This is a genomic window from Ancylobacter terrae (genome assembly GCF_045108345.1).
Taxonomy (GTDB): domain Bacteria; phylum Pseudomonadota; class Alphaproteobacteria; order Rhizobiales; family Xanthobacteraceae; genus Ancylobacter.
Genome location: NZ_JBJGXH010000001.1, coordinates 1,069,845 through 1,088,696, shown reverse-complemented (window position 1 = coordinate 1,088,696; position 18,852 = coordinate 1,069,845). Strand labels below are relative to the sequence as shown.

At 67.4% G+C, this 18,852-nt stretch carries 12 protein-coding genes; 4 read left to right on the top strand and 8 right to left on the bottom strand.

The window, feature by feature from the left end:
* Positions 1-6: 6 nt before the first annotated feature.
* From ACEUEL_RS05170 to ACEUEL_RS05140, 7 genes are all read right to left on the bottom strand, one after another.
* Complete coding sequence (locus tag ACEUEL_RS05170; protein WP_405702848.1) at positions 7-1,488, bottom strand: aldehyde dehydrogenase family protein; 1,482 nt, start codon at positions 1,486-1,488, stop codon at positions 7-9.
* Between the two features lies 1 nt (position 1,489).
* Positions 1,490-2,929, bottom strand: coding sequence for an aldehyde dehydrogenase family protein (locus ACEUEL_RS05165; RefSeq protein WP_405702846.1), 1,440 nt, complete (start codon positions 2,927-2,929; stop codon positions 1,490-1,492).
* Between the two features lie 18 nt (positions 2,930-2,947).
* Positions 2,948-3,760: an amino acid ABC transporter ATP-binding protein gene (locus ACEUEL_RS05160; protein WP_405702843.1), complete on the bottom strand. Its 813-nt coding sequence runs from the start codon at positions 3,758-3,760 to the stop codon at positions 2,948-2,950.
* Positions 3,761-3,770: 10 nt separating this feature from the next.
* Entirely contained in the window at positions 3,771-4,427 is a 657-nt protein-coding gene (locus tag ACEUEL_RS05155; protein WP_405702841.1) for an amino acid ABC transporter permease, read from the bottom strand.
* Positions 4,428-4,519: 92 nt separating this feature from the next.
* Positions 4,520-5,362 carry a transporter substrate-binding domain-containing protein gene (locus tag ACEUEL_RS05150; RefSeq protein WP_405702838.1) on the bottom strand — a complete coding sequence of 281 codons (843 nt, stop codon included), beginning with the start codon at positions 5,360-5,362 and terminating at the stop codon, positions 4,520-4,522.
* A gap of 68 nt (positions 5,363-5,430) precedes the next feature.
* Positions 5,431-6,414, bottom strand: coding sequence for a proline racemase family protein (locus ACEUEL_RS05145; protein ID WP_405702837.1), 984 nt, complete (start codon positions 6,412-6,414; stop codon positions 5,431-5,433).
* A 4-nt stretch (positions 6,415-6,418) separates the two neighbouring features.
* Positions 6,419-7,093 carry a GntR family transcriptional regulator gene (locus ACEUEL_RS05140; protein ID WP_405702835.1) on the bottom strand — a complete coding sequence of 225 codons (675 nt, stop codon included), beginning with the start codon at positions 7,091-7,093 and terminating at the stop codon, positions 6,419-6,421.
* A 219-nt stretch (positions 7,094-7,312) separates the two neighbouring features.
* On the opposite strand from ACEUEL_RS05140, the gene ACEUEL_RS05135 reads away from it, so the two are divergent.
* Both ACEUEL_RS05135 and ACEUEL_RS05130 read left to right on the top strand, forming a co-directional pair.
* A complete protein-coding gene (locus tag ACEUEL_RS05135) occupies positions 7,313-8,143 on the top strand; it encodes a transporter substrate-binding domain-containing protein (RefSeq protein WP_405702834.1) in 831 nt (276 codons plus the stop codon).
* 264 nt (positions 8,144-8,407) lie between these two features.
* Positions 8,408-9,862 (top strand): aminotransferase-like domain-containing protein, encoded by a 1,455-nt coding sequence (locus ACEUEL_RS05130; RefSeq protein WP_405702832.1) that lies wholly within the window; start codon positions 8,408-8,410, stop codon positions 9,860-9,862.
* 33 nt (positions 9,863-9,895) lie between these two features.
* Here the strand turns inward: ACEUEL_RS05130 and ACEUEL_RS05125 are convergent, their stop codons facing one another.
* Complete coding sequence (locus tag ACEUEL_RS05125) at positions 9,896-10,423, bottom strand: recombinase family protein (protein ID WP_405702830.1); 528 nt, start codon at positions 10,421-10,423, stop codon at positions 9,896-9,898.
* Between the two features lie 544 nt (positions 10,424-10,967).
* On the opposite strand from ACEUEL_RS05125, the gene ACEUEL_RS05120 reads away from it, so the two are divergent.
* Both ACEUEL_RS05120 and ACEUEL_RS05115 read left to right on the top strand, forming a co-directional pair.
* Positions 10,968-17,933, top strand: coding sequence for a hypothetical protein (locus ACEUEL_RS05120; RefSeq protein ID WP_405702827.1), 6,966 nt, complete (start codon positions 10,968-10,970; stop codon positions 17,931-17,933).
* Between the two features lie 121 nt (positions 17,934-18,054).
* Positions 18,055-18,645, top strand: coding sequence for an invasion associated locus B family protein (locus ACEUEL_RS05115; protein ID WP_405702824.1), 591 nt, complete (start codon positions 18,055-18,057; stop codon positions 18,643-18,645).
* Positions 18,646-18,852 lie beyond the last annotated feature (207 nt).

The following is an 18,852-nucleotide window of genomic DNA, read 5'->3' as shown; positions in this document are numbered from 1 at the left end:
CTTCGCTCAGCCGGCGTAGTTGATCCACACGGCCTTCTGCCGCGTGAACGCCTCGATGCCGGCGCGGCCCATGTCCTTGCCGAAGCCGGAGGCCTTGAAGCCGCCGGCCGGGTAGGTGAATTCCGGCGCGCGGCCGTGCTGACCGACCCACACCATGCCGGCCTCGATGCCGTCGGCGGCCTTCAGCGCCTTCTTCAGGTCGCTGGTGTGGACGCTGGCGGCGAGGCCGTAGGTCGGGTGGCCGGCGAGCGCGATGCCCTCCTCCACCTCGTCGAAGCTGTGGATCGAGGCGACCGGGCCGAAGAACTCCTCGCGATAGCCGGTCATCGTCTCGGTGACGCCCTCAAACAGGGTCGGCGCGTAGAACGAGCCGGCATTGCGCGTCTCCAGCGGCGTGCCACCGGTGAGCGCACGGGCGCCCTCGCCAAGGGTGGCGCGCACCAGGCTGTCGATGCGCCCGGCCTGCTTCGCGCTGATGATCGGCGCGAAGTCGGTCGCCTCGTCCCAGGTGACGCCCGGCCGGATCGCCTTGCAGCGCTCGACGATCATCCCCGCGAACTCGTCGGCGATGCTGCGCTCGACGATGATGCGCGAGCCGGCGGTGCAGACCTGCCCGGCATTGTCGATGAAACCGGCCGCGACCTTGGCGGCGGTCGCCTTGAGGTCGTCGACATCGGCGAACACCAGCTGCGGGCTCTTGCCGCCGAGCTCCAGCGTCACCGGCTTCATGCCGTGGCGCGCGGCCAGCGTCATTATCGCCTCGCCGGTCGCGGTGGAGCCGGTGAAGGAGATCTTGCCGATCGCCGGATGCTTCACCAGCGCCGCGCCGGTGGTGCCGCCGAGGCCGTTGACCACGTTGAACAGCCCCGCAGGCAATCCCGCCTCGACCGCGATGGCGGCCAGAGCCAGCAGGCTGTGCGGGGTGAGTTCGGAGGTCTTCATCACCACCGCGTTGCCGGCGGCGAGCGCCGGGGCGAATTTCCACGCGGCGGTGATCAGCGGGAAGTTCCACGGCACCACGGCGCCGACGATGCCGTAGGGTTCGCTCTTCACATAGCTCAGCGTGTCGGCGCCGGTGGTGGTGACGATGCCCTCGAGCTTATCGCAGAACTCGGCGTAGTAGCGGATCACGCCGGCGGTGCGCGGCACGTCGCGGGCACGGGTGAGCGTCAAGAGGCGGCTCGAGGTAACCGCCTCGATCTGCGCCAGTTCCTCGCCCTTGGCATCGACTGCGTTGGCGAAGCGGTGCAGCACCCTCGCCCGTTCCAGCGGCGAGGCCTTGGCCCAGCCGGAGGACTTCAGCGCGGCCTTCGCCGAGGCGACGGCCGCCGCCACCGCCTCCTCGCCGCCATCACGGATCGAGGGAAGCGGCTGATGATCGGACGGCCGCAGCACCTCGATCTCCGCGCCGGGAAGATCAACGAAGGCACCGCCGATGAAGTGGCCGCTCGGCAGGGCGAGGCGGTCGGGATCGAACGAAGCGCTCATGTCAGGCCACCTTCATGTAGACGGTGCGCAGCTCCGTGTAGAAGTCGAGCACCGGCCGGCCCTGCTCTTTCACCCCGAGTCCCGAGGCCTTGGAGCCGCCGAACGGCGCCTGCAGCTCGACGCCCGCGGTGGGCAGGTTCACCGCTGCGACACCGCTCTCGGCGCGCGAGACGAAGGCATTGGCACTGAGAAGGTTGGTGGTACAGATCGCGGCGCTGAGACCGTGCTCGGTATCGTTGGCGAGCGCGATGGCCTCATCCAGGCCCGAGACGGTGAACAGCGCGACCACCGGACCGAAGATCTCGTCGCGGGCGATGGTCATGTTCGGGTCGACACCGTCGAACACGGTCGGCTCGACATAATAGCCGGCGGTGTTGCGGCGGGTGTCGCCGCCGCACAGCACCTTGGCGCCTTCCTCGATGCCCTTGCGGATATAGGAGGTCACCTTGTCGTACTGCTTCTCGTCCACCACCGGGCCGAGAAAATTCGCCGCATCGGCGGGGTCGCCGACCTTCAGCGAGGCGGCGCGGGTGACGAACTTGTCGACGAAGGCGTCCTTGATGCCGCTCTGGACGATGACGCGGCTGGTTGCCGTGCACTTCTGCCCGGCATTGCGGAAGGCGCCCTCGATGGCGGTCGTCACCGCGAGGTCGAGGTCGGCGTCGTCCAGCACCACCAGCGGGTTCTTGCCGCCGAGCTCGCACTGAACCCGGGCGCGGCGTCGCGAGGCCGCCTCATGCACGGCAAAGCCGACCTTCTGCGAGCCGGTGAAGGAGATGCCGGCAAGGCCGGGATGATCCACCATCGCCTGGCCGACATCGACGCCGTCGCCATGCAGCAGGTTGATGACGCCGGCCGGTACGCCCGCCTCGATCAGCGCATCGACCAGCGCCAGCGAGGTGTAGGGCGCCTGCAGGCAGGGCTTCCACACGGCGGTGTTGCCGGTGACCAGCGCCGGGCCGAGCTTCCAGGCGGCGATCGACATCGGGAAGTTCCACGGCGTGATCAGGCCGACCGCGCCGAGCGGCTTGCGCGTCGTATAGGCGATGACGCCGGGGCGGCCGGAGGGCAGGTTCTCGCCGCCGAGCCGCAGCGCCTCGGCCGCGTAGAATTCCAGCACGCGGGCGGAATAGAGCACCTCGCCGCGCGATTCCTCGATCGGCTTGCCGACCTCGCGGGTCATCATCTGCGCCAGCGGCTCGACGCGCGAGCGGATGATCTCGCCCGCCTTGCGCAGGAACTCCCCGCGCGCAACCGGCGTCTGCGCGGCCCAGCCGGGCGCGGCGGCCCGGGCGGCGGCGACCGCCGCCTCGACATCGGCGAGGCCGGAAAGCGTGTAGTCGGCGATCAGGTCCTCGGTCCGCGCAGGGTTCACGGCCCGGTAGGAACGGGTTCCGGTTGGCGCGACGCGCGCGCCGGCGATGACGTTCTGGACGGTCATGATGATGTTCCCTGCAATTCAGCGCGCTTCGAGGAAGGGCCGAAGCATCTCGGCCGTCTCGTGGAAGCGGTTCACGAAGCTCTTGAGGCGGGGGTGTTCGGCCCGCAGCAGCACCTCCTGCGGCGGGCCGTCGACGGCGACCTGGCCGCCATCGAGGAACACCACGCGGTCGGCGATCTCGAAGGCGAAGCCCAGCTCATGGGTCACGACCACCATGGTCATGCCGGAGCGGGCCAGCGCCACCATCGCCTTGAGCACTTCACCCACCAGTTCGGGGTCGAGCGAGGAGGTCGGCTCGTCGAACAGCATCACCTTGGGGTGCATGGCCAGCGCCCGGGCGATGGCGACGCGCTGCTGCTGCCCGCCGGAAAGCTGGGCGGGGCGCTTCATCTCGTGCCCTTCGAGCCCCATCTGCGCCAGCAGCCGCCGCGCATTGGCCTCGACCGCCGCACGGGCCTCGCGCTTGACGATGGTCGGCCCCTCCATGACGTTTTCGAGCGCGCTCATGTGGGGGAAGAGGTTGAACTGCTGGAACACCATGCCGGTCTTCGAGCGGATGCGGTTCACCTCGCGCGGGGCGACCGTGTTCGGCGTGCCCTCGACGGCGTTGAAGATGACGTCGTCGTCGATGGTGATGCGCCCCGCATAGGGCGTGTTCAGCAGGTTGATGCAGCGCAGCAGCGAGGTTTTGCCGGAGCCGGAGGCGCCGATCAGCACCACGACCTCGCCCTCGCGGACGGACAGGTCGATGCCGTTGATCACCTCGCGGACGCCGAAGCGCAGGCGGATATTCTCGAGCTTGAGGACTTCGCGGGAACTCTGGAGCGTCATGGCCGGCACCTCACTTCGCGTTCAGGCCGCGGCGCTCGAGCACGCGGGACAGCGCGGTCAGAGGCACGAGCAGGAGGAGGAAGATCACGCCGATGGTCGTGTAGACCTCCATCGGCCGGTAGGTGAACGAGGAGATGTAGCTGCCCTGGTAGAGCAGATCCGGCACCGTGATGGTGGAGAGCAGCGTGGTGTTCTTCATCTGGATGATCGACTGCCCCGCGAGCGGGGGGATCATGCGGCGCAGGGCCTGCGGCAGGATGATGCGGCGCATGCGCTGGCCGTAGCTCATGCCGAGCGCGGTGGCCGCGTCCGTCTGCCCCATGTCGATCGACTGCACGCCGGCGCGCAGGATCTCGGCATAGAACGAAGCGGCATAGCAGGAGAGCGCGATGAACCCGGCCCAGCCCTTGGTGATGTTGAGCCCCATGAAGATCGGCAGGGCGTAATAGGTCCACAGCAGGATCACCAGCAGCGGGATGTTGCGGAAGAACTCAACGAACAGCCAGCCGAACCAGACGAACGGACGGAAATGGGTGAGCTGCATCAACCCGACCGCGAGGCCGATCGCGAGACCGGCGGCGACGGTGATCACCGTGTAGTAGAGCGTGATCAGCAGGCCTTGCCACAGGAGGTGGGCGTTGCTGGTGATGACGGAGAAATCGAACATGGGCGGTGGATCCCGTCGCGGCACCGTGGCCGTGGGTCGTCGGAGACCGGGGCGGCACGGGGCCGCCCCGGTCGGCGATCAGAGGCCGGCGATCAGAAGCTGAAGCCGGGCGGCAGCATCGACAGGTCGATGCCGCGGGTTTCCCAGGCGCGGGCGAGCTTGCCCTGGGCGAGGCCGAGCGAGCGCTGCTGCTGCACCCAGTTGGTCAGGAAGTTGATGTAGCCGGCGTTGCCGGGCTTGCGCGCGACGGCCAGCGTCGCCGGATTGCGCAGGATCGGCTCGGGCAGCGACACGTCGCCGATGTTGTGGTTCTCGATCTGGATCGCATCGAAGATCGCGAACACCACCGCGTCGGCACGACCGGCCTGGAGTTCCAGCAGCGCGAGGTTGCGGTCCTCGACCGGAGTGATCTTCGCCTTGGGCAGCAGCGCCTCGGCGACCACCTGCATGGTCGAGCCCTTCTGCACCACGACGGTCTTCTTCGGGTCGTTGAGCTCGGCCCAGGTCTTCACCGGCTTGCCCTTGGGGGTCAGCACCGACCAGGCGTCGATGAACAGCGGCTCCCACAGATAATCGACCACGAGGCCGCGCTTCGGGTTCGGGTTCACGCCGATGGCGATGTCGATCTTGCCGGACTGGAAGTCGGCGGCGAGGTTGCCCCAGGTGGTCTCGACCGGCTGCAGCTTGACGCCCAGCACCGTCGCGATCTCGTTCAGGAACTCGTAGTAGAAGCCGCTCCACTGGCCGGTGGCCGGATCCTTGATGTAGCCCGGCTCCTCGCCGGTCATGACCGGAATCTTCAGCACGCCGCTGGAGCGGATCTGGTCGAGCACGGCGGAGGGATTGTCCTGCGCCGGTGCGGGCGCCGGGTTGGCCAGCAACGGCAGGGCGAGAGCCACCGCCGCGAGGATCGACTTGAAGAAATGACGTCGCATCACGTTCCCCTTTTCTGGAATGGCGTTGATCGCCGGTCGTCGGTCGTTGGCAGGCGCGGGCATCGCGTTCATCGGGGCAGGAAGCCCTGCGCGAGCGGGTCGTCCCGCTCGAGCAGCAGCGTCGTGTGCGCGCTGAGGTGGGCGATGCCTTCGATCTCGGCGACGACAGCCCCCTCGTCCGTCCGCTCGGCGGCACGGGCGAGGAACTCGACGCCGAAAATGTTCCGGGCGCGGTAGGTGGCATCCGGGGCGATCCGGCCGCTCGCGATCAGCGCGGCGAGCCGGGCGGAGGTGCCGGTGCCGCAGGGCGAGCGGTCGAACTTGTTGATGTCGAGCACGAGGAAATGCGTCGCCGCATCCGGCGCGCTCTCGCGGTAGAACAGAACGCTCGGCGCGGGGGAGCCGGCATAGGGCACCCGCTCGCCGATCTTCGCCTTGATGGCGTTCTTGAGCGCGCTGCCGACCCGCTGCAGTTCCGAGGCGCGCTCGGGAACGAGGTCGAGGCCGAGCGGGGCGGCATCGACCAGAGCGTACCACATGCCGCCATAGACGATGTCGGCCGAAACCTCGCCGAAACCCTCGAGCGGGACCTTGAGCCCGCGTTCGCCGATGAAGGCCGGCACGTTGCGCAGCCGCACCGCCTTCAGCATGCCGTCCTCGTTCCAGACCAGGCCGACGGTGACGACGCCGACGGGCGTCTCCAGCGTGAAGCTGTCGCCGCGCGCCGGCGAGAGCGCGCCGGTCGACGCCAGCGTCTTGGCGAAGCCGATCGTGCCGTGCCCGCACATGTCGAGATAGACGTAGGACGAGATGAAGAAGCAGCCGTAGTCGGCGACGCGCGAGGGCACCGGCAGCAGGCCCACCATCGCCGCATGGCCGCGCGGCTCATGCAGCAGCAGCGTGCGCAGATGATCGAAGCGGGCGCGGAAATCCTCGCGCTGCTCCAGCACGCTGTCGCCCTTCAGCGGCGGCACGCCGGAGAGGATGACGCGGGTCGGATGACCGGCCGTGTGGCTGTCGATGACCTGGAACGAGGCGGCGAGGTTCAGCACGGGCTCAGCCCTCTTCGAAGATGTGGGCGAAAGCGGTCCGCATCAGGTCGCGGATCTCGCGGATGAGGTTCTCGGTCATCTCCTTGGCGGCGGGGGCGTCGCCGTCGACAATGGCGTCGAAAATCAGCGCCGTGTCCGCCAGCGAGAGGTCGACGATGCGCGGATCGCGCGCATAGGCGAGAAACCGGTAGCGCAGCGCCTGTTTCTCGAGCCCGGCGAGCAGGCGCTTCAGCGTGCGGTTGTCGGCGAGGTCGTAGATGAGCAGCGAGCCCTCGACGTCGATGCGGAAGAAGGCCGGCGCATCCCTGCGCGCCGCGGCACCGCGCAGTTCCGCGAGAACGCCGGCGAGCTTGGCCTTGCGCATGCGGTCGGGCGAGAGCGCCGCCGCTTCCGCCGCCAGCCCTTCCATGGCGATGCGGCAGGAATAGACCTCGTTGCAATCCTTCAGCGACAGCGGCGCGACCCAAATGCCCCGCCGCGCCTCGCGCAGCACCAGCCCGTCGCGCTCCAGCAGACGCAGCGCCTCGCGCACCGGCGAGCGGCTGACGCCGTAGCGCAGCGCCACCTCTTCCTCGGTGAGACGCGCGGCGGGCGGCAGGCGGCCATAGACGATCTCCTCCTCCAGCAAAGCCGCGAGTCCTTCCGGGATCGCGCGGTTCAAGGCCTGAGGAGAATTCATTTTGTATCCACCACACTGTATACAATCTAGCTGAGCAGATCGAGAGCCGCGCCCGCCTCCTCTCTGAAAGCGTTCCACGGCAAGGGAACGTTGCGTTGCGTCACTGACTCAGTACGATATTAGATTGATGTATGACATTCACGCGATATGCTCCCCCTGTCAATAGCCGGCCGCGGCCCTTCAACGCAGGGCGCGGCGCGAACGAACAAGGGGACCTACATGAAGTGGATGCTCGCGGCCCTGCTGGCTGCCTTCGCCTTCCTTGCCCAGCCGCCCTCCCCAGCCCATGCCGGCGATCCATCGGGCGTGATCAACGAGATCAAGCAGCGCGGCACGCTTCGCTACCCGGTGATGTCCGGCGAAGAGCCCGATTTCATCCGCGATCCGGCGACCGGAAACTGGTCCGGCTTCTATCCCGATTGGGGCCGGCAGATCGCGGACCTGCTCGGAGTGAAGATCGAATTCGTCGAGACCACCTGGGGAAATCTCGCTGCCGACTTCCAGGCCGGCCGGCTCGACCTCGCCTTCGGCGTGAACCCGAACCCCAAGCGCGGCCTCGTCGTCGACTATGTGCTGGAGCCGATCGTCGAGGGCGTCTGGACCATCCTCGCGCGCAAGGACTTCGACGCCAAGTCCTGGCGTGACCTCAACAAACCCGAGGTGCGACTGGTCTCGCAGAGCGGCAGCACCATGCAGGTGATCGCCGAGACGATGGCCCCGAACGCCACCCATATCCTCGTCAAGAATCGCGACCAGGCGGTGCTGGAGATCCAGTCCGGCCGCGCCGACGCGATCGTCCTGGCCGACCAGAACGCGGCCCAGCTGCACAAGGCGGGCATCGGCATCGCGCTCGTGCCGCTGCCCGTGCTGCGCAACCCGATGATGACGGCGGTGCCGCGCAAGGAGGGCAATGAGGGCTTCATGAACCTGCTCGCGAACTGGTCGATGCAGCAGCGCACGCTCGGCCTGTCCTGCGCGCTCATCACCAAATACATGCAGCAGCGCGGCATCGATCTCTCGGTCGTGCCGCAATCCGGCAAGTATTGCTGAGATCTCCCGTCCCCGGCGGCGACCGCCGGGGACGCCCTTCCAGGGACGATCGCCCTGGCATAATGTCGAAATTGTACTAGTACACATCGCCGCACGTTGCGATGGGCACTCAAGAGCCACTCCGGCCACGTCGCCGCCGTTGCCATACCAAGGCGCTAGTGCGGCACGCCGACGAGTCGTGTACGCATCCAAGGGACAATCGGCGAGCGCATTGACCAACTCAGGCAATCGCACGGAGCCGGTCGGTGCAGGCCGGGCAAATCCATGATCGAACGCAGCGACGTCACCGACGCGGTTTCGGAACTTCCCGAGTCCGACGACGACGGAAGCACCGGGACGCAGGCCCTGAGCTGGTCGCCGGGGCCGCTCGATCCCGAGCTGCCACCCTACCTCGCCTTGCTGGCCGCGCTGGAGGCCGATATCGGTGCGGGAGCGCTCGCCGCCGGCACGCAGCTGCCGCCGCACCGCGCGCTCGCGCAGCATCTCGGCCTCAGCCTGTCCACGGTCACCAAGGCCTATCGTGAGGCGGGTGTGCGCGGCGTCGTCACCGGCCGCATCGGCCAGGGCACCTTCGTCAGCGCGCCGAGCGCACGCCACGGCGGGCGCGGCGCAAGCGGCGGCGCGGTCAATCTCGGCATCAACCTTTCCCCCGACGTCGACCAGCGCGCCGCGCTGCGGGCGAGCTTTGCCGAACTGACGCGCGGGGCCGGGCGCGACGGCCTGTTCGCCTATGACGCGCAGGGCGGACTTCCCGAGCACCGCGCCGGCCTTGCCGAGTGGATCGCCACGCCTGGCTTCCGGCCGGCGACCGAGCAGGTGTTCGCGACCAACGGCGCCCAGCATGGGCTGGACCTCGCCCTTGCGATTCTCGCGCGCCCCGGCGAGACGATTCTCGTCGAGGAACTGACCTATGTCGGCTTCAAGGCCCTCGCCAGCCTGCGAGGCCACCGGCTGGAGCCGGTGGCGATGGATGCCGAGGGCGTCGTGCCGGAGGCGCTCGAAGCTGCCGCAGCCGCGAGCGGCGCCCGCATCGTCTATCTGATGCCGACGCTGCACAGCCCCACCGGCCGCACCATGGGCGCGACACGCCGGCGGCGCATCGCCGAGGTGATCGCCCGCGCCGACCTCCACCTCATCGAGGATGACGTCTACGGCTTCCTCAGCGAGCCGAAACCCGAGCCGATCGCCGGCCTGGCGCCCGAGCGCACCTTATATCTTGCCAGCCTGTCCAAGGTGTTCGAACTCGGCTTCCGCGCCGGGGCGATGTCGGTGCCGGCCGCGCTCGTCGACCGGGCCCAGTTCGCGCTGCGCGCCACCGCCTGGAGCGCCACGCCGATGCTGTTCGAAGCCGCGCTGCGGCTCGCGCGCAGCGGCGCCATGGCGCGGATTCTGGACGACCTGCGGCGCGAATGCCGCCAGCGCGTCGGCCTGTTCCGCCGATTCTTTCCCGACGCCGCCGGGCCCGCCGGGGCACCTGCCGGCTATCATGTGTGGCTGCCGCTTCCGGCGGGCTGGAGCGCGGCGGATCTCTTCTTCGCGGCGCGTAACGATGGCGTCCTGCTGACCCCGCCGGGTTCGGCGTCGGCCGACGGCGCGCCCGAACCGGGCCTGCGCCTGTGTCTGGGCGCGGCGACCGGCAGCGCCGACCTCGAGCGCGCGATGAAGGTGCTGCGGCGCCTCGCCGACCGGCCGCTGGCCTCGATGTTCTCGCTGGCCTGAGCGAATCGCACCCGCCGGGCGCAGTGGTGCGCCTCAGTCCTCGCTGGGCGTCGAACGCGGAAAATACCGGTAAACGGTCGCCGTGGAGACACCGAGTATGCGGGCGACGTCGACGATCGGCACGCGCCCCCGGTCGATCAGCCGCCTGGCACGCGCGACATCCTTGGGCGACAGCGCGCTGGGCCGGCCGCGACGCGGTCGGAAATCCCGCTCGGGCAGCGGCACCTCGTGCATCTCGATCAGACGCGCGAGTTCCGTGCAGGACTGCATGAAATGGTCGCCATAGGCCGTCCCCCCGATGATCGGCCCCTTACCGACATGGAGCGAGATGCCCGCATCGCGCAGCCGGCTCACGGCGAGAATGACGGCCTCGACATCCTCGCCGACGCGCCCGAGTTCGCCGATCGCCAGCGTGTCGCCCGGCCGCAGGAAATCGAACACCGCCTTCAGCGCCGGCCGCGCCGGGTCGCCCTCCTCGTCGACGAACAGCTTCTCGCAGCCAAGCGTGTTCAGGAGGGCAAGGTCGCCGCTCTCGGCCGCGTCCGGCTCGCGGGGAGTCAACGCGACTCCAGGCGAATCATCGGCGGTACATTGCTGCTGAGGCGCTGGAAGCGAACTTTTCCTGGCACGGCCCGCCCTTCCGGCAGACCGCACGGCATAACCGATCAACATCGTTTTCAACCGGCTGGCCGAGCCTCCCCCGCAGGAAGCCGCAACCGTGAACCGGCGCCAGCGCCGATTCCGCCGTCCCTATCTGCCCCAAACGTTGTAAAAATAACACAAGCGCCACCAATCGCAAACACAGCCGGGGGTATCGGAGTGCATTATGCAAAGTCTGCGGACGAAATATCTATATTTTTGAGAAAATGACACGAGATAATTTGTACTAGAAATCTGATTTTATTCGTTAAATCGCACTGCACAAATTCATTCGCCTACAAATTGATAAATGCTTTTGAAGATAATGAGCGGTTCCAAGTCATTGTCGCGGCCGATGCCGCTCCTGCTGCGACGCCTTGTCGTGAATGCCCCCTTTGCTAAGGTCCAGCCGATGTATTCCGAACCGTATTGCGGTCGGATTCGTGCATTTCGGGGGCTAGGGCATATGACAAACGCAGACACGCACGCGGCGAATGCCAAGGGTGGACGCAAGCGGGCAGCGAAGCGGAAGGTTGATCCGGCGCAGGAGGCGGCGCGGGCCGCGGGCATCGCATCCGCCAAGATCCGGCGCGGCAAGTTCCTGCGCTCGACGGCTATCGCGGGCACTCTCGCGGCTGGCTTGGCTGCGGGCGTGCTGATGCCGGGGAGCGCGCAGGCGGCCTGCGCCGTATCCAGCGGCTCGACCACCAACGTCACGCGCAACTGCTTCAGCCCTCCGGCGAATGTCGGTGTGGGCGTGGTCGTGACCGGCAAGGGCGTGGGCTCGGTCGGCGTCGATGCTGCCGTCAACAATTCCGGTTCTGTCTCGAATACCACCAACTCGGGCAACGCGATCGACGTCAACAGCCTGGGCGGGAACGCGAGCTATACCGGCAATGGCAACGTCAACAGCCAGGCCGGCACGGGTGTCAATTTCCTCGGGTTGGGTAACGCCTCCGTCAGCACGACCGGCGGCTCGATCACCGGCAATGGCGGCGACGGCCTCGCCGCCCTGATGCCCGGCAGCGTCACGGTCAACAGCATCAACACCGATTATCTCGGCAGTGATAACGGCCTCAATCTCGCGGGCACGGCGGTCAGTGTCACCCTGACAAACGGCTCGGCAACCGGCCTCGGCGGCGACGGCATTTCCGCGGTCTCGCTCGGAACGGGCGGCACCGGCGGGTCGACCGCGGTGGAGACCAAGGGTAGCGCCGCGGTTCTCGGCGGCGACAACGGCATCTTTGCCGTGTCGACCGGGCTCAACACGAACACCTCGACGACGGTGATCGTCAACGGCGCCGGCGGTTCGACCGGCGAGACCGGCTTCGGCGTCTCGGCGCTGTCTCTCTCTGGCAGCCTCAACAGCGGCGAGCTCGACGCCACCACGACCGTAAAGGGCCGCGCCCCGATCGATGGCAAGGAGGGCGGCGTCCTCGCCGTCGCGGCCAGCATCGACGGCAACCCGGCGAGCTTCGATCCGAACGATCCCGACGCGTCCCTGATCGGCGACGGCAAGGCGACCGTCATCGTCGACACCAGCGGCGGCGTCACCAGCTCCGATGGCACGGGCGTGACCGCCCTCGCCGTCGGCAAGGGCGGTAACAAAGTCGATGTCGACACCCGCGGCGGTCTCGTCGAGGGGGGCAACGGCTTCGGCGTGCTGGCCGGCTCCATCGGCGACGGCGCGACGCGGAGCGACGTCAAGGTCCAGACCAACGATGTCTCCGGCACCGCCGGCGGCGTGCTGGGCTTCAACCAGGACGGCAACACCAGCGTCACTACCAACGGCAACGTTTCGGTCGCCAAGGGCGGCCTGATCGGCGTCGGCGCCATCTCCGGCAACGACGGCGACGCCACCGTCCGATTCAACGGCACCATCGACCCGCCGCTGATCGGCGCGGGCACGCTGGCCATCGGCACCGGCACGGCCTCGACTAACACCACCGGGTCGATCGATGCCGATCTCGCCGGCGCGATCGCGGTCAACATCGGTGACGGCCACGCGGCTGTCGACAACAAGGCCACCGTCTTCTCCTCCAGCGGCTCCACGCCTTTCATCGGCGTCGGTGCGCTGAAGTTCGGCAACAACAACGCCTCCGGCCCGGCCGATGTCTCGGTGAAGAACACCGGCGACGTCTCCGACTACGCCTTCGGCGTGCTCGGCTATGCCAATGGCGACGGCAACGACGTCAAAGTCACCAACACCGGCAGCGTCACCGACTCGGTGATCGGTGTCGCCGGCGTCGCGGTGGGCGCGGGCAACGGGGCGACGGTGGACGTCGACAATGCCGGAGTCATCGAGGACAACACCGGCGTCGGCGTGCTGGGCCTGGCCATCGGCGCCAACTACACGGTCAAGGTCGAGAATAGCGCCTCGGTCGAGAGCGACGGGGCCGGCGTGCTCGGCGGCGCCATCGGCGACAACGGCGATGTGAAGGTCACCTCGTCCGGCCCGGTCGAGGCCGGGTTCCTCGGCGTCGGCGGCTTCGTCGCCGGCGACAGCGGCAAGGTCAAGGTCTCGACCACCTCCGGCGGCTCGGTCACCTCCGACGGCGCCGGCGTCGTGGGCGCGCTGATCGGCGACCGCGGCACGGTGGACGTCGAGACCAAGGGTTCGGTCGACGGCAAGTTCCTGGGTGTCGGCGGCCTGATCGGCGGCGACAACAACAAGCTCGCCATCACCACCTATTCCGACGTGACCTCCTCGGATGGCTTCGGCGTTGCCGGCCTCGGCTTCGGCAACAGCAACGAGATCAAGGTCACCACCAAGGACAGCGTGTCGGGCGACCTGCTCGGCGTCGGCGCCCTCAACATCGGCAATGACAGCTCCGTCACCATCCTGACCGAGCGCGACGTCTCCTCCGCGAGTGGCTTCGGCGTGTTCGGCGGCGCCATCGGCGCGACCGGCAACAACAAGGTCAAGATCACCACCGAGGAGAAGGTGGACGGCGCGTTGCTCGGCGTCGGCGGCCTGATCGGCGGCGACAACAGCGAACTCACCATTCAGACCAAGGGCCGCGTCACCTCCTCCGACGGCTTCGGCGTCGCCGGCCTTGGCTTCGGCGACACCAACAAGATCAAGGTGACGACCGAAGACACGGTCGACGGCAAGCTGCTCGGCGTCGGCGCCCTGAACCTCGGCGACAACAGCGAGGTCACCGTCCTTACCCAGAAGAAGGTCACCTCCTCCGACGGCTTCGGCGTGCTCGGCGGGGCGATCGGCCTGAACGGCGGCAACACCGTCAAGGTCACCACCGAGGACGAGGTCGAGGGCAAGCTGCTCGGCGTCGGCGGTATCATCGGCGGTGACGGCAGCGATCTGACGATTGTCACCAAGAAGAAGGTCACCTCGTCCGACGGCTTCGGCGTCGCCGGCCTCGGCTTCGGCAACGGCAACACCATCAAGGTGACCACCGAGGACGAAGTCTCCGGCAAGTATCTCGGTGTCGGCGCGCTGAACTTCGGTGGCGGCGACGTCACCGTCGAGACCCAGAAGAAGGTGGTCTCCTCCGACGGCGTCGGTGTTATCGGCGGCACCCTGTTCGGCAACGTGCCGAGCAACGTCTCCGTCACCACCAAGGACACGGTCGAGGGCAAGTATCTCGGCGTCGGCGGCGTGACCGGAACCGATGGCTCGACGCTCAAGATCCTGACCGAGAAGGAAGTCACCTCCTCCGACGGGTTTGGCGTATTCGGGGCCGGCTTCGGCGACGGCAGCAGCATCGACGTCAACACCAAGGCGAAGGTCACCGGCGACCTGCTGGGCGTGGGGGCGCTCCAGGTCGGCGACAACGCGACCGTCAAGGTCGTGACGGATGGGGAAGTCGAGTCGGCCACGGGCGTGGGCGTGGTCGGCGGCGCCATCGGCACTGGCGGCACGGTGAACGTGACCACCAACAAGGCGGTCAAGGCTGGCTTTGCCGGCGTCGTCGCCTTCAACACCGGGGGCGACGCCACCGCCACCAACGAGGACAAGGTCTCGGTGGACGGCGGCCTGGTCGGCGTCTACGCGGTGGCCGGCGGCTCCGGCAACGCTACCGCCAACATCAATGCGGCGATCGATCCGCCCTCGATCGGCGGCGGCGCCTTCACCTTCGGCTCGGGCACGGCGACGACCAACGTCAACGCCTCGGTTCAGGCGAACGATGTCGGCATCCTCGGCGGCAACATCGGCACCGGCAATGTCGACATCAACGTCAACGCCGGCGGAACCATCGAATCCGGCGGCACCGGCATCGTCGGGCTGAAGCTCGGCAACGGCAGCACCTCGATCGACGTCGACGCGGCGATCACCGGCCTGCCCAGCCCGAGCGCAACGCCGAACGACGGCATCTTCGTGTTCAACGCCTTTGGCGATGGCCAGGTTCATGTCGCCACGACGGTGAACGGCACCATCAATGCGGCGGATGACGGCATCTCGATCAACAAGTTCTTCAGCGGCGGCGATACCGAAGTTTTCGTCGGTGGCGCCATCACCGCGGGCGAGGACGGCGTCGACATCGACCAGTTCGTCGGCAACGGCGACATCTGGGTGCAGAACACCGCGACCATCAATGCCGGCGTGGACGCCATCCGGGTCACCAAGATCCTCGGCGAAGGCGACGTCACGGTGCGGGTGCTGAACAACCTGACGGCGGGCGACGACGGCGTGCGCGTCCTCTCGGGCGTCACCCTCGGCGACATCAGCATCGCGACGGCGTCCTACACCACCATCAAGGCCGGCGACGACGGCATCGAGGCCATCTCCGCCGTCAACATCGGCAACATCGGCATCGCCACCGGTGACTACAGCCGCATCGAGGCGGGCGACGACGGCATCCGCGCCACCAAGGCGATCGGGCTCGGCGGCATCACCATCGCCACCGGCTACGACAGCACGATCGTCGCGGGCGACGATGGCATCCACGCTGAGTCCCTCGCGGACGGCGCTCTGGTCGGGATCGACATCACGACCGGTGCCTATAGCGATATCGCCGCGAGCGACGACGGCATCGAGGCTGAACAAGGCTTCGCGGCGGGTGCGGTGAAGATCGAAACCGGCAGCTACAGCAACATCGTCGCCGGCGACGACGGTATCCGCGCGACCTCCTTCGCCTCGCTCGGCAATGTCTCGGTGACGACCGGTTATGAGAGCTTTGTCTATGCCTCCGACGACGGCATCACCGCGCGCAAGCTGGCCGGCTCCGGCGACGTTTCGGTGACGACCGGCTCCTACAGTCTCGTCCGCGCCGGCGACGACGGCATCATTGCCACGAACTTCGCCTTCGGCCCGGGCAATGACGTCGCTGTCACCACGGGCTACGCCGCCCGCGTCATCGCTGACGACGACGGCATCCGGGCTGGCGGCTGGGACAACGTGACCGTCTCCACCGGCGTCAACGGTTGGGTGCGCGGCGACTACGACGAGAACGGAGCCGGCAACGGCGTGCGCATCTTCGAGGCGGAAAATGCTTCGCTCTATGTCGGTGCGGGCTCGACCGTCTCCGGCTCGGGCCAGAGCTGGAGCCAGGCCGTCGTCTCCATCGACAGCGACGACAGCACATTCATCGAGGTCGGCACCGGGGCGTTGGTCACCTCCTGGAAGTACGACCGCTCGACGCTCAACTTCGCCAACAACAACCTTGTCGGCGCAGCCTCCGACATCGTCATCGACACCGACGGCGGTGCTACCACCATCAACAACTTTGGCACCATCATCGGCCGCATCGGCCTGACCGGCGAAGCGGATGTCTTCAACAACTACTCGTCCAACACCTGGATCACCGTCGGCAACAACTACTTCGGCGGCGGATCCGATCTCTTGAATAACGAGGGTCATATCCAGACGGCGCTGGTCGGCGACGTCGCGGAGACGACCAACCTGTTCAGCCTTGAGAGCTTCGTGAACGGCGACACCGACCTCATCCAGGCCGGCACCCTCTCCATGCAGGATGGCGAGGCGTGGGGCGACATCGCCTTCAACGGCGCCCGCGACGTGACCTACACCAGCGGCACCTTCGAGGGCGTCGGCAACAGCCGGCTTGCGGTCGACACCTTCCTCGGCGCACCCGGCTCGACCTCGGACAAGCTGGTCATCGGCGGCTACGACGTCGACGGCAACCCGCTGACGGGCTACCAGACCACCTTCGGCCAGACCAAGATCCTGGTGAATGACGTAAACGCCGGCGCCGGCGCCTTCAATCTCGACGGCATCCTGGTTGTCGACGTCCAGAACGGCCTCACCTACGGCAAGTATGACCCGGGTCACACGGCGAACTTCGTCATCGATCCGGACAGCTGGAACTACGACTCCAAGTTCGGCGGCGTCATCGACAAGGGCCTGTTCTTCTACGATATCGTCGTGAAGGACACCCCGGATGGCGGCGAAGGCCATTATCTGGTCGGCGTGCCGGACGGGGAAGTGTTCGAGCTGCCCAAGTTCGTCACCGGCGCCCAGAGCATCTGGCACGAAACCGCCGGCGTGTGGCTGGACCGCCAGGTCGACCTCCGCAGCTACCTGCTCAACCCGACTCCGGGACCGACGACCACCATCGTCACCAAGGACTCCGGTATCGTGAAGGCGCCGGTCGCGGTGGCTCCCGAGAGCATCACCCCCGGTGTGTGGGCGAAGGCGATCGGCAGCTGGGGCTCGCGTGACTCGAACGACAGCTTCAGCGCCTTCGGTGGCAAGTACCAGTTCAACACCAGCTATGATCAGGACACCTACGGCTTCATCGCCGGTGCTGATTTCGGCAAGACGGATGGCGAGACGGCCTACCTGTTCGGTGTCCTGGCCGGCTACGTGACCTCGCAGCTCGACTTCGATAACTCGCCGACCTCCGGCGACTACAGCGGCGCGACCGTGGGTGCCTACGCCACCTATATCAACAAGGGTTTCTTCATCGACGCCCTGTTCAAGGCCGACCTGCTCGACCTCGACTACTCCGCGCCGACCCTCTACGGCTACAATGGTGAGACGGTCGACTCGACCTCGATCGGCTTCACCATCGACACCGGCTACCGCTTCGCCTGGGGCGACAAGGCCTTCTTCGAACCCGTCGCGACGCTGGCCTACGTCCAGACCGATATCGACAATCTCGTCGGCATCGACGACGCGATCGTCAACTTCGGCGATGGCGACAGTCTGCGCGGCAGCCTCGGCGCCCGCGTCGGCGGCAAGGTCTACGAGACCGAGACCTACTGGCTCGAGGCCTCGGCGGTCGGCCGCTTCTGGTACGAGTTCGAGGGCAACAACACGGCGACCGTGCTGAACCCCGGCCTCCCCTTCCAGGCCTTCGACGACTTCGGCGGCGGGTTCGGCGAAGTCGGCGGCTACCTCAACTGGTTCGGCAAGCAGAACGGCTGGAACGGCTTCGTCAACGCCAATGTGAAGTTCGGCAACGACTACACGGCAGGCACAGGCCAGGCGGGTATTCGCTACCAGTGGTGAGCACCGTCTAGCGTGATCCGAGACTGACAGGCGGGCCGATCTGTTACAGGATCGGCCCGCTTCGTTTTGCGCGGTGCCGTCGCCAGGGCCACGAGACACCGCATTGCGAAAGGATTTCAACATGCGTCATCTGCTCGCGCCGCTCCCGCGGCTGTCCGGTTCCATCCTCGCCGTAGCCGCGATCGGCATGCTGGCACTCGGCGGCGGGGAGGTCTGGGCCCAGGCGAAGCCGGCGCAGCCGGCTCCCGCGCCGGCTGCGACCAGCCCCGGTCCCCAGCGCACCGAGACCATCGTGTTCGACAACTGGGTCGTCACTTGCCGCGACACGGTGGGCAAGACCGGAAAGCCGATCTGCTCCACCTCGCTCCAGGTGACCAACAACGACACGCGGCAGACCGTCCTTCTCTGGCAGATCGGCCAGGACGATGCCGGCAAGCCGGTCTTCGCCCTTCGCGTGCCGCTCGGCGTGCGGATCAAGGACGGCGTGCAGTTCACCATCGGCGCCGGCAAGCCGCGCAAGGCCGATTTCGTGCTGTGCGACAACCGCGGCTGCGAGTCGGCGGGCCCGCTGGACGAGGCGCTGATACGCGAGCTCTCGGCGGGTGCCGGCGGTGAGGCGTTGGTCGTGTTCACGGCGACGAACGGCCAGGCCGTCAACCTGAAAATCCCGCTGAAGGGGATCGACAAGGCGTTGCCGGCACTGCGGAAGTAACGCGCCGGGACACGGCCGCAAGCGGTCTTCCCCAAGCTCGGTCAATCGAGGCGCAAGAGGGCAGCCTGCCCAGCTGTCTCCAGCCTCCATCCCAGTTGCCCGCCGTGTGATCGCAGCCGCACGGCGGCGTGTCGTGGCCCATGTCGCTCGCCGAAACAGCTCGGCCTGAGGGGGCGTGGCGCCATCTCGCGCCTCCCACTTCGCTAT

Coding starts and splice junctions, on each gene's coding strand:
- ACEUEL_RS05170 (WP_405702848.1), bottom strand. CDS start 1,488: ATGAGCGCTTCGTTCGATCCCGACCGCCTCGCCCTGCCGAGCGGCCAC.
- ACEUEL_RS05165 (WP_405702846.1), bottom strand. CDS start 2,929: ATGACCGTCCAGAACGTCATCGCCGGCGCGCGCGTCGCGCCAACCGGA.
- ACEUEL_RS05135 (WP_405702834.1), top strand. CDS start 7,313: ATGAAGTGGATGCTCGCGGCCCTGCTGGCTGCCTTCGCCTTCCTTGCC.
- ACEUEL_RS05130 (WP_405702832.1), top strand. CDS start 8,408: ATGATCGAACGCAGCGACGTCACCGACGCGGTTTCGGAACTTCCCGAG.
- ACEUEL_RS05140 (WP_405702835.1), bottom strand. CDS start 7,093: ATGAATTCTCCTCAGGCCTTGAACCGCGCGATCCCGGAAGGACTCGCG.
- ACEUEL_RS05115 (WP_405702824.1), top strand. CDS start 18,055: ATGCGTCATCTGCTCGCGCCGCTCCCGCGGCTGTCCGGTTCCATCCTC.
- ACEUEL_RS05160 (WP_405702843.1), bottom strand. CDS start 3,760: ATGACGCTCCAGAGTTCCCGCGAAGTCCTCAAGCTCGAGAATATCCGC.
- ACEUEL_RS05120 (WP_405702827.1), top strand. CDS start 10,968: ATGACAAACGCAGACACGCACGCGGCGAATGCCAAGGGTGGACGCAAG.
- ACEUEL_RS05155 (WP_405702841.1), bottom strand. CDS start 4,427: ATGTTCGATTTCTCCGTCATCACCAGCAACGCCCACCTCCTGTGGCAA.
- ACEUEL_RS05150 (WP_405702838.1), bottom strand. CDS start 5,362: ATGCGACGTCATTTCTTCAAGTCGATCCTCGCGGCGGTGGCTCTCGCC.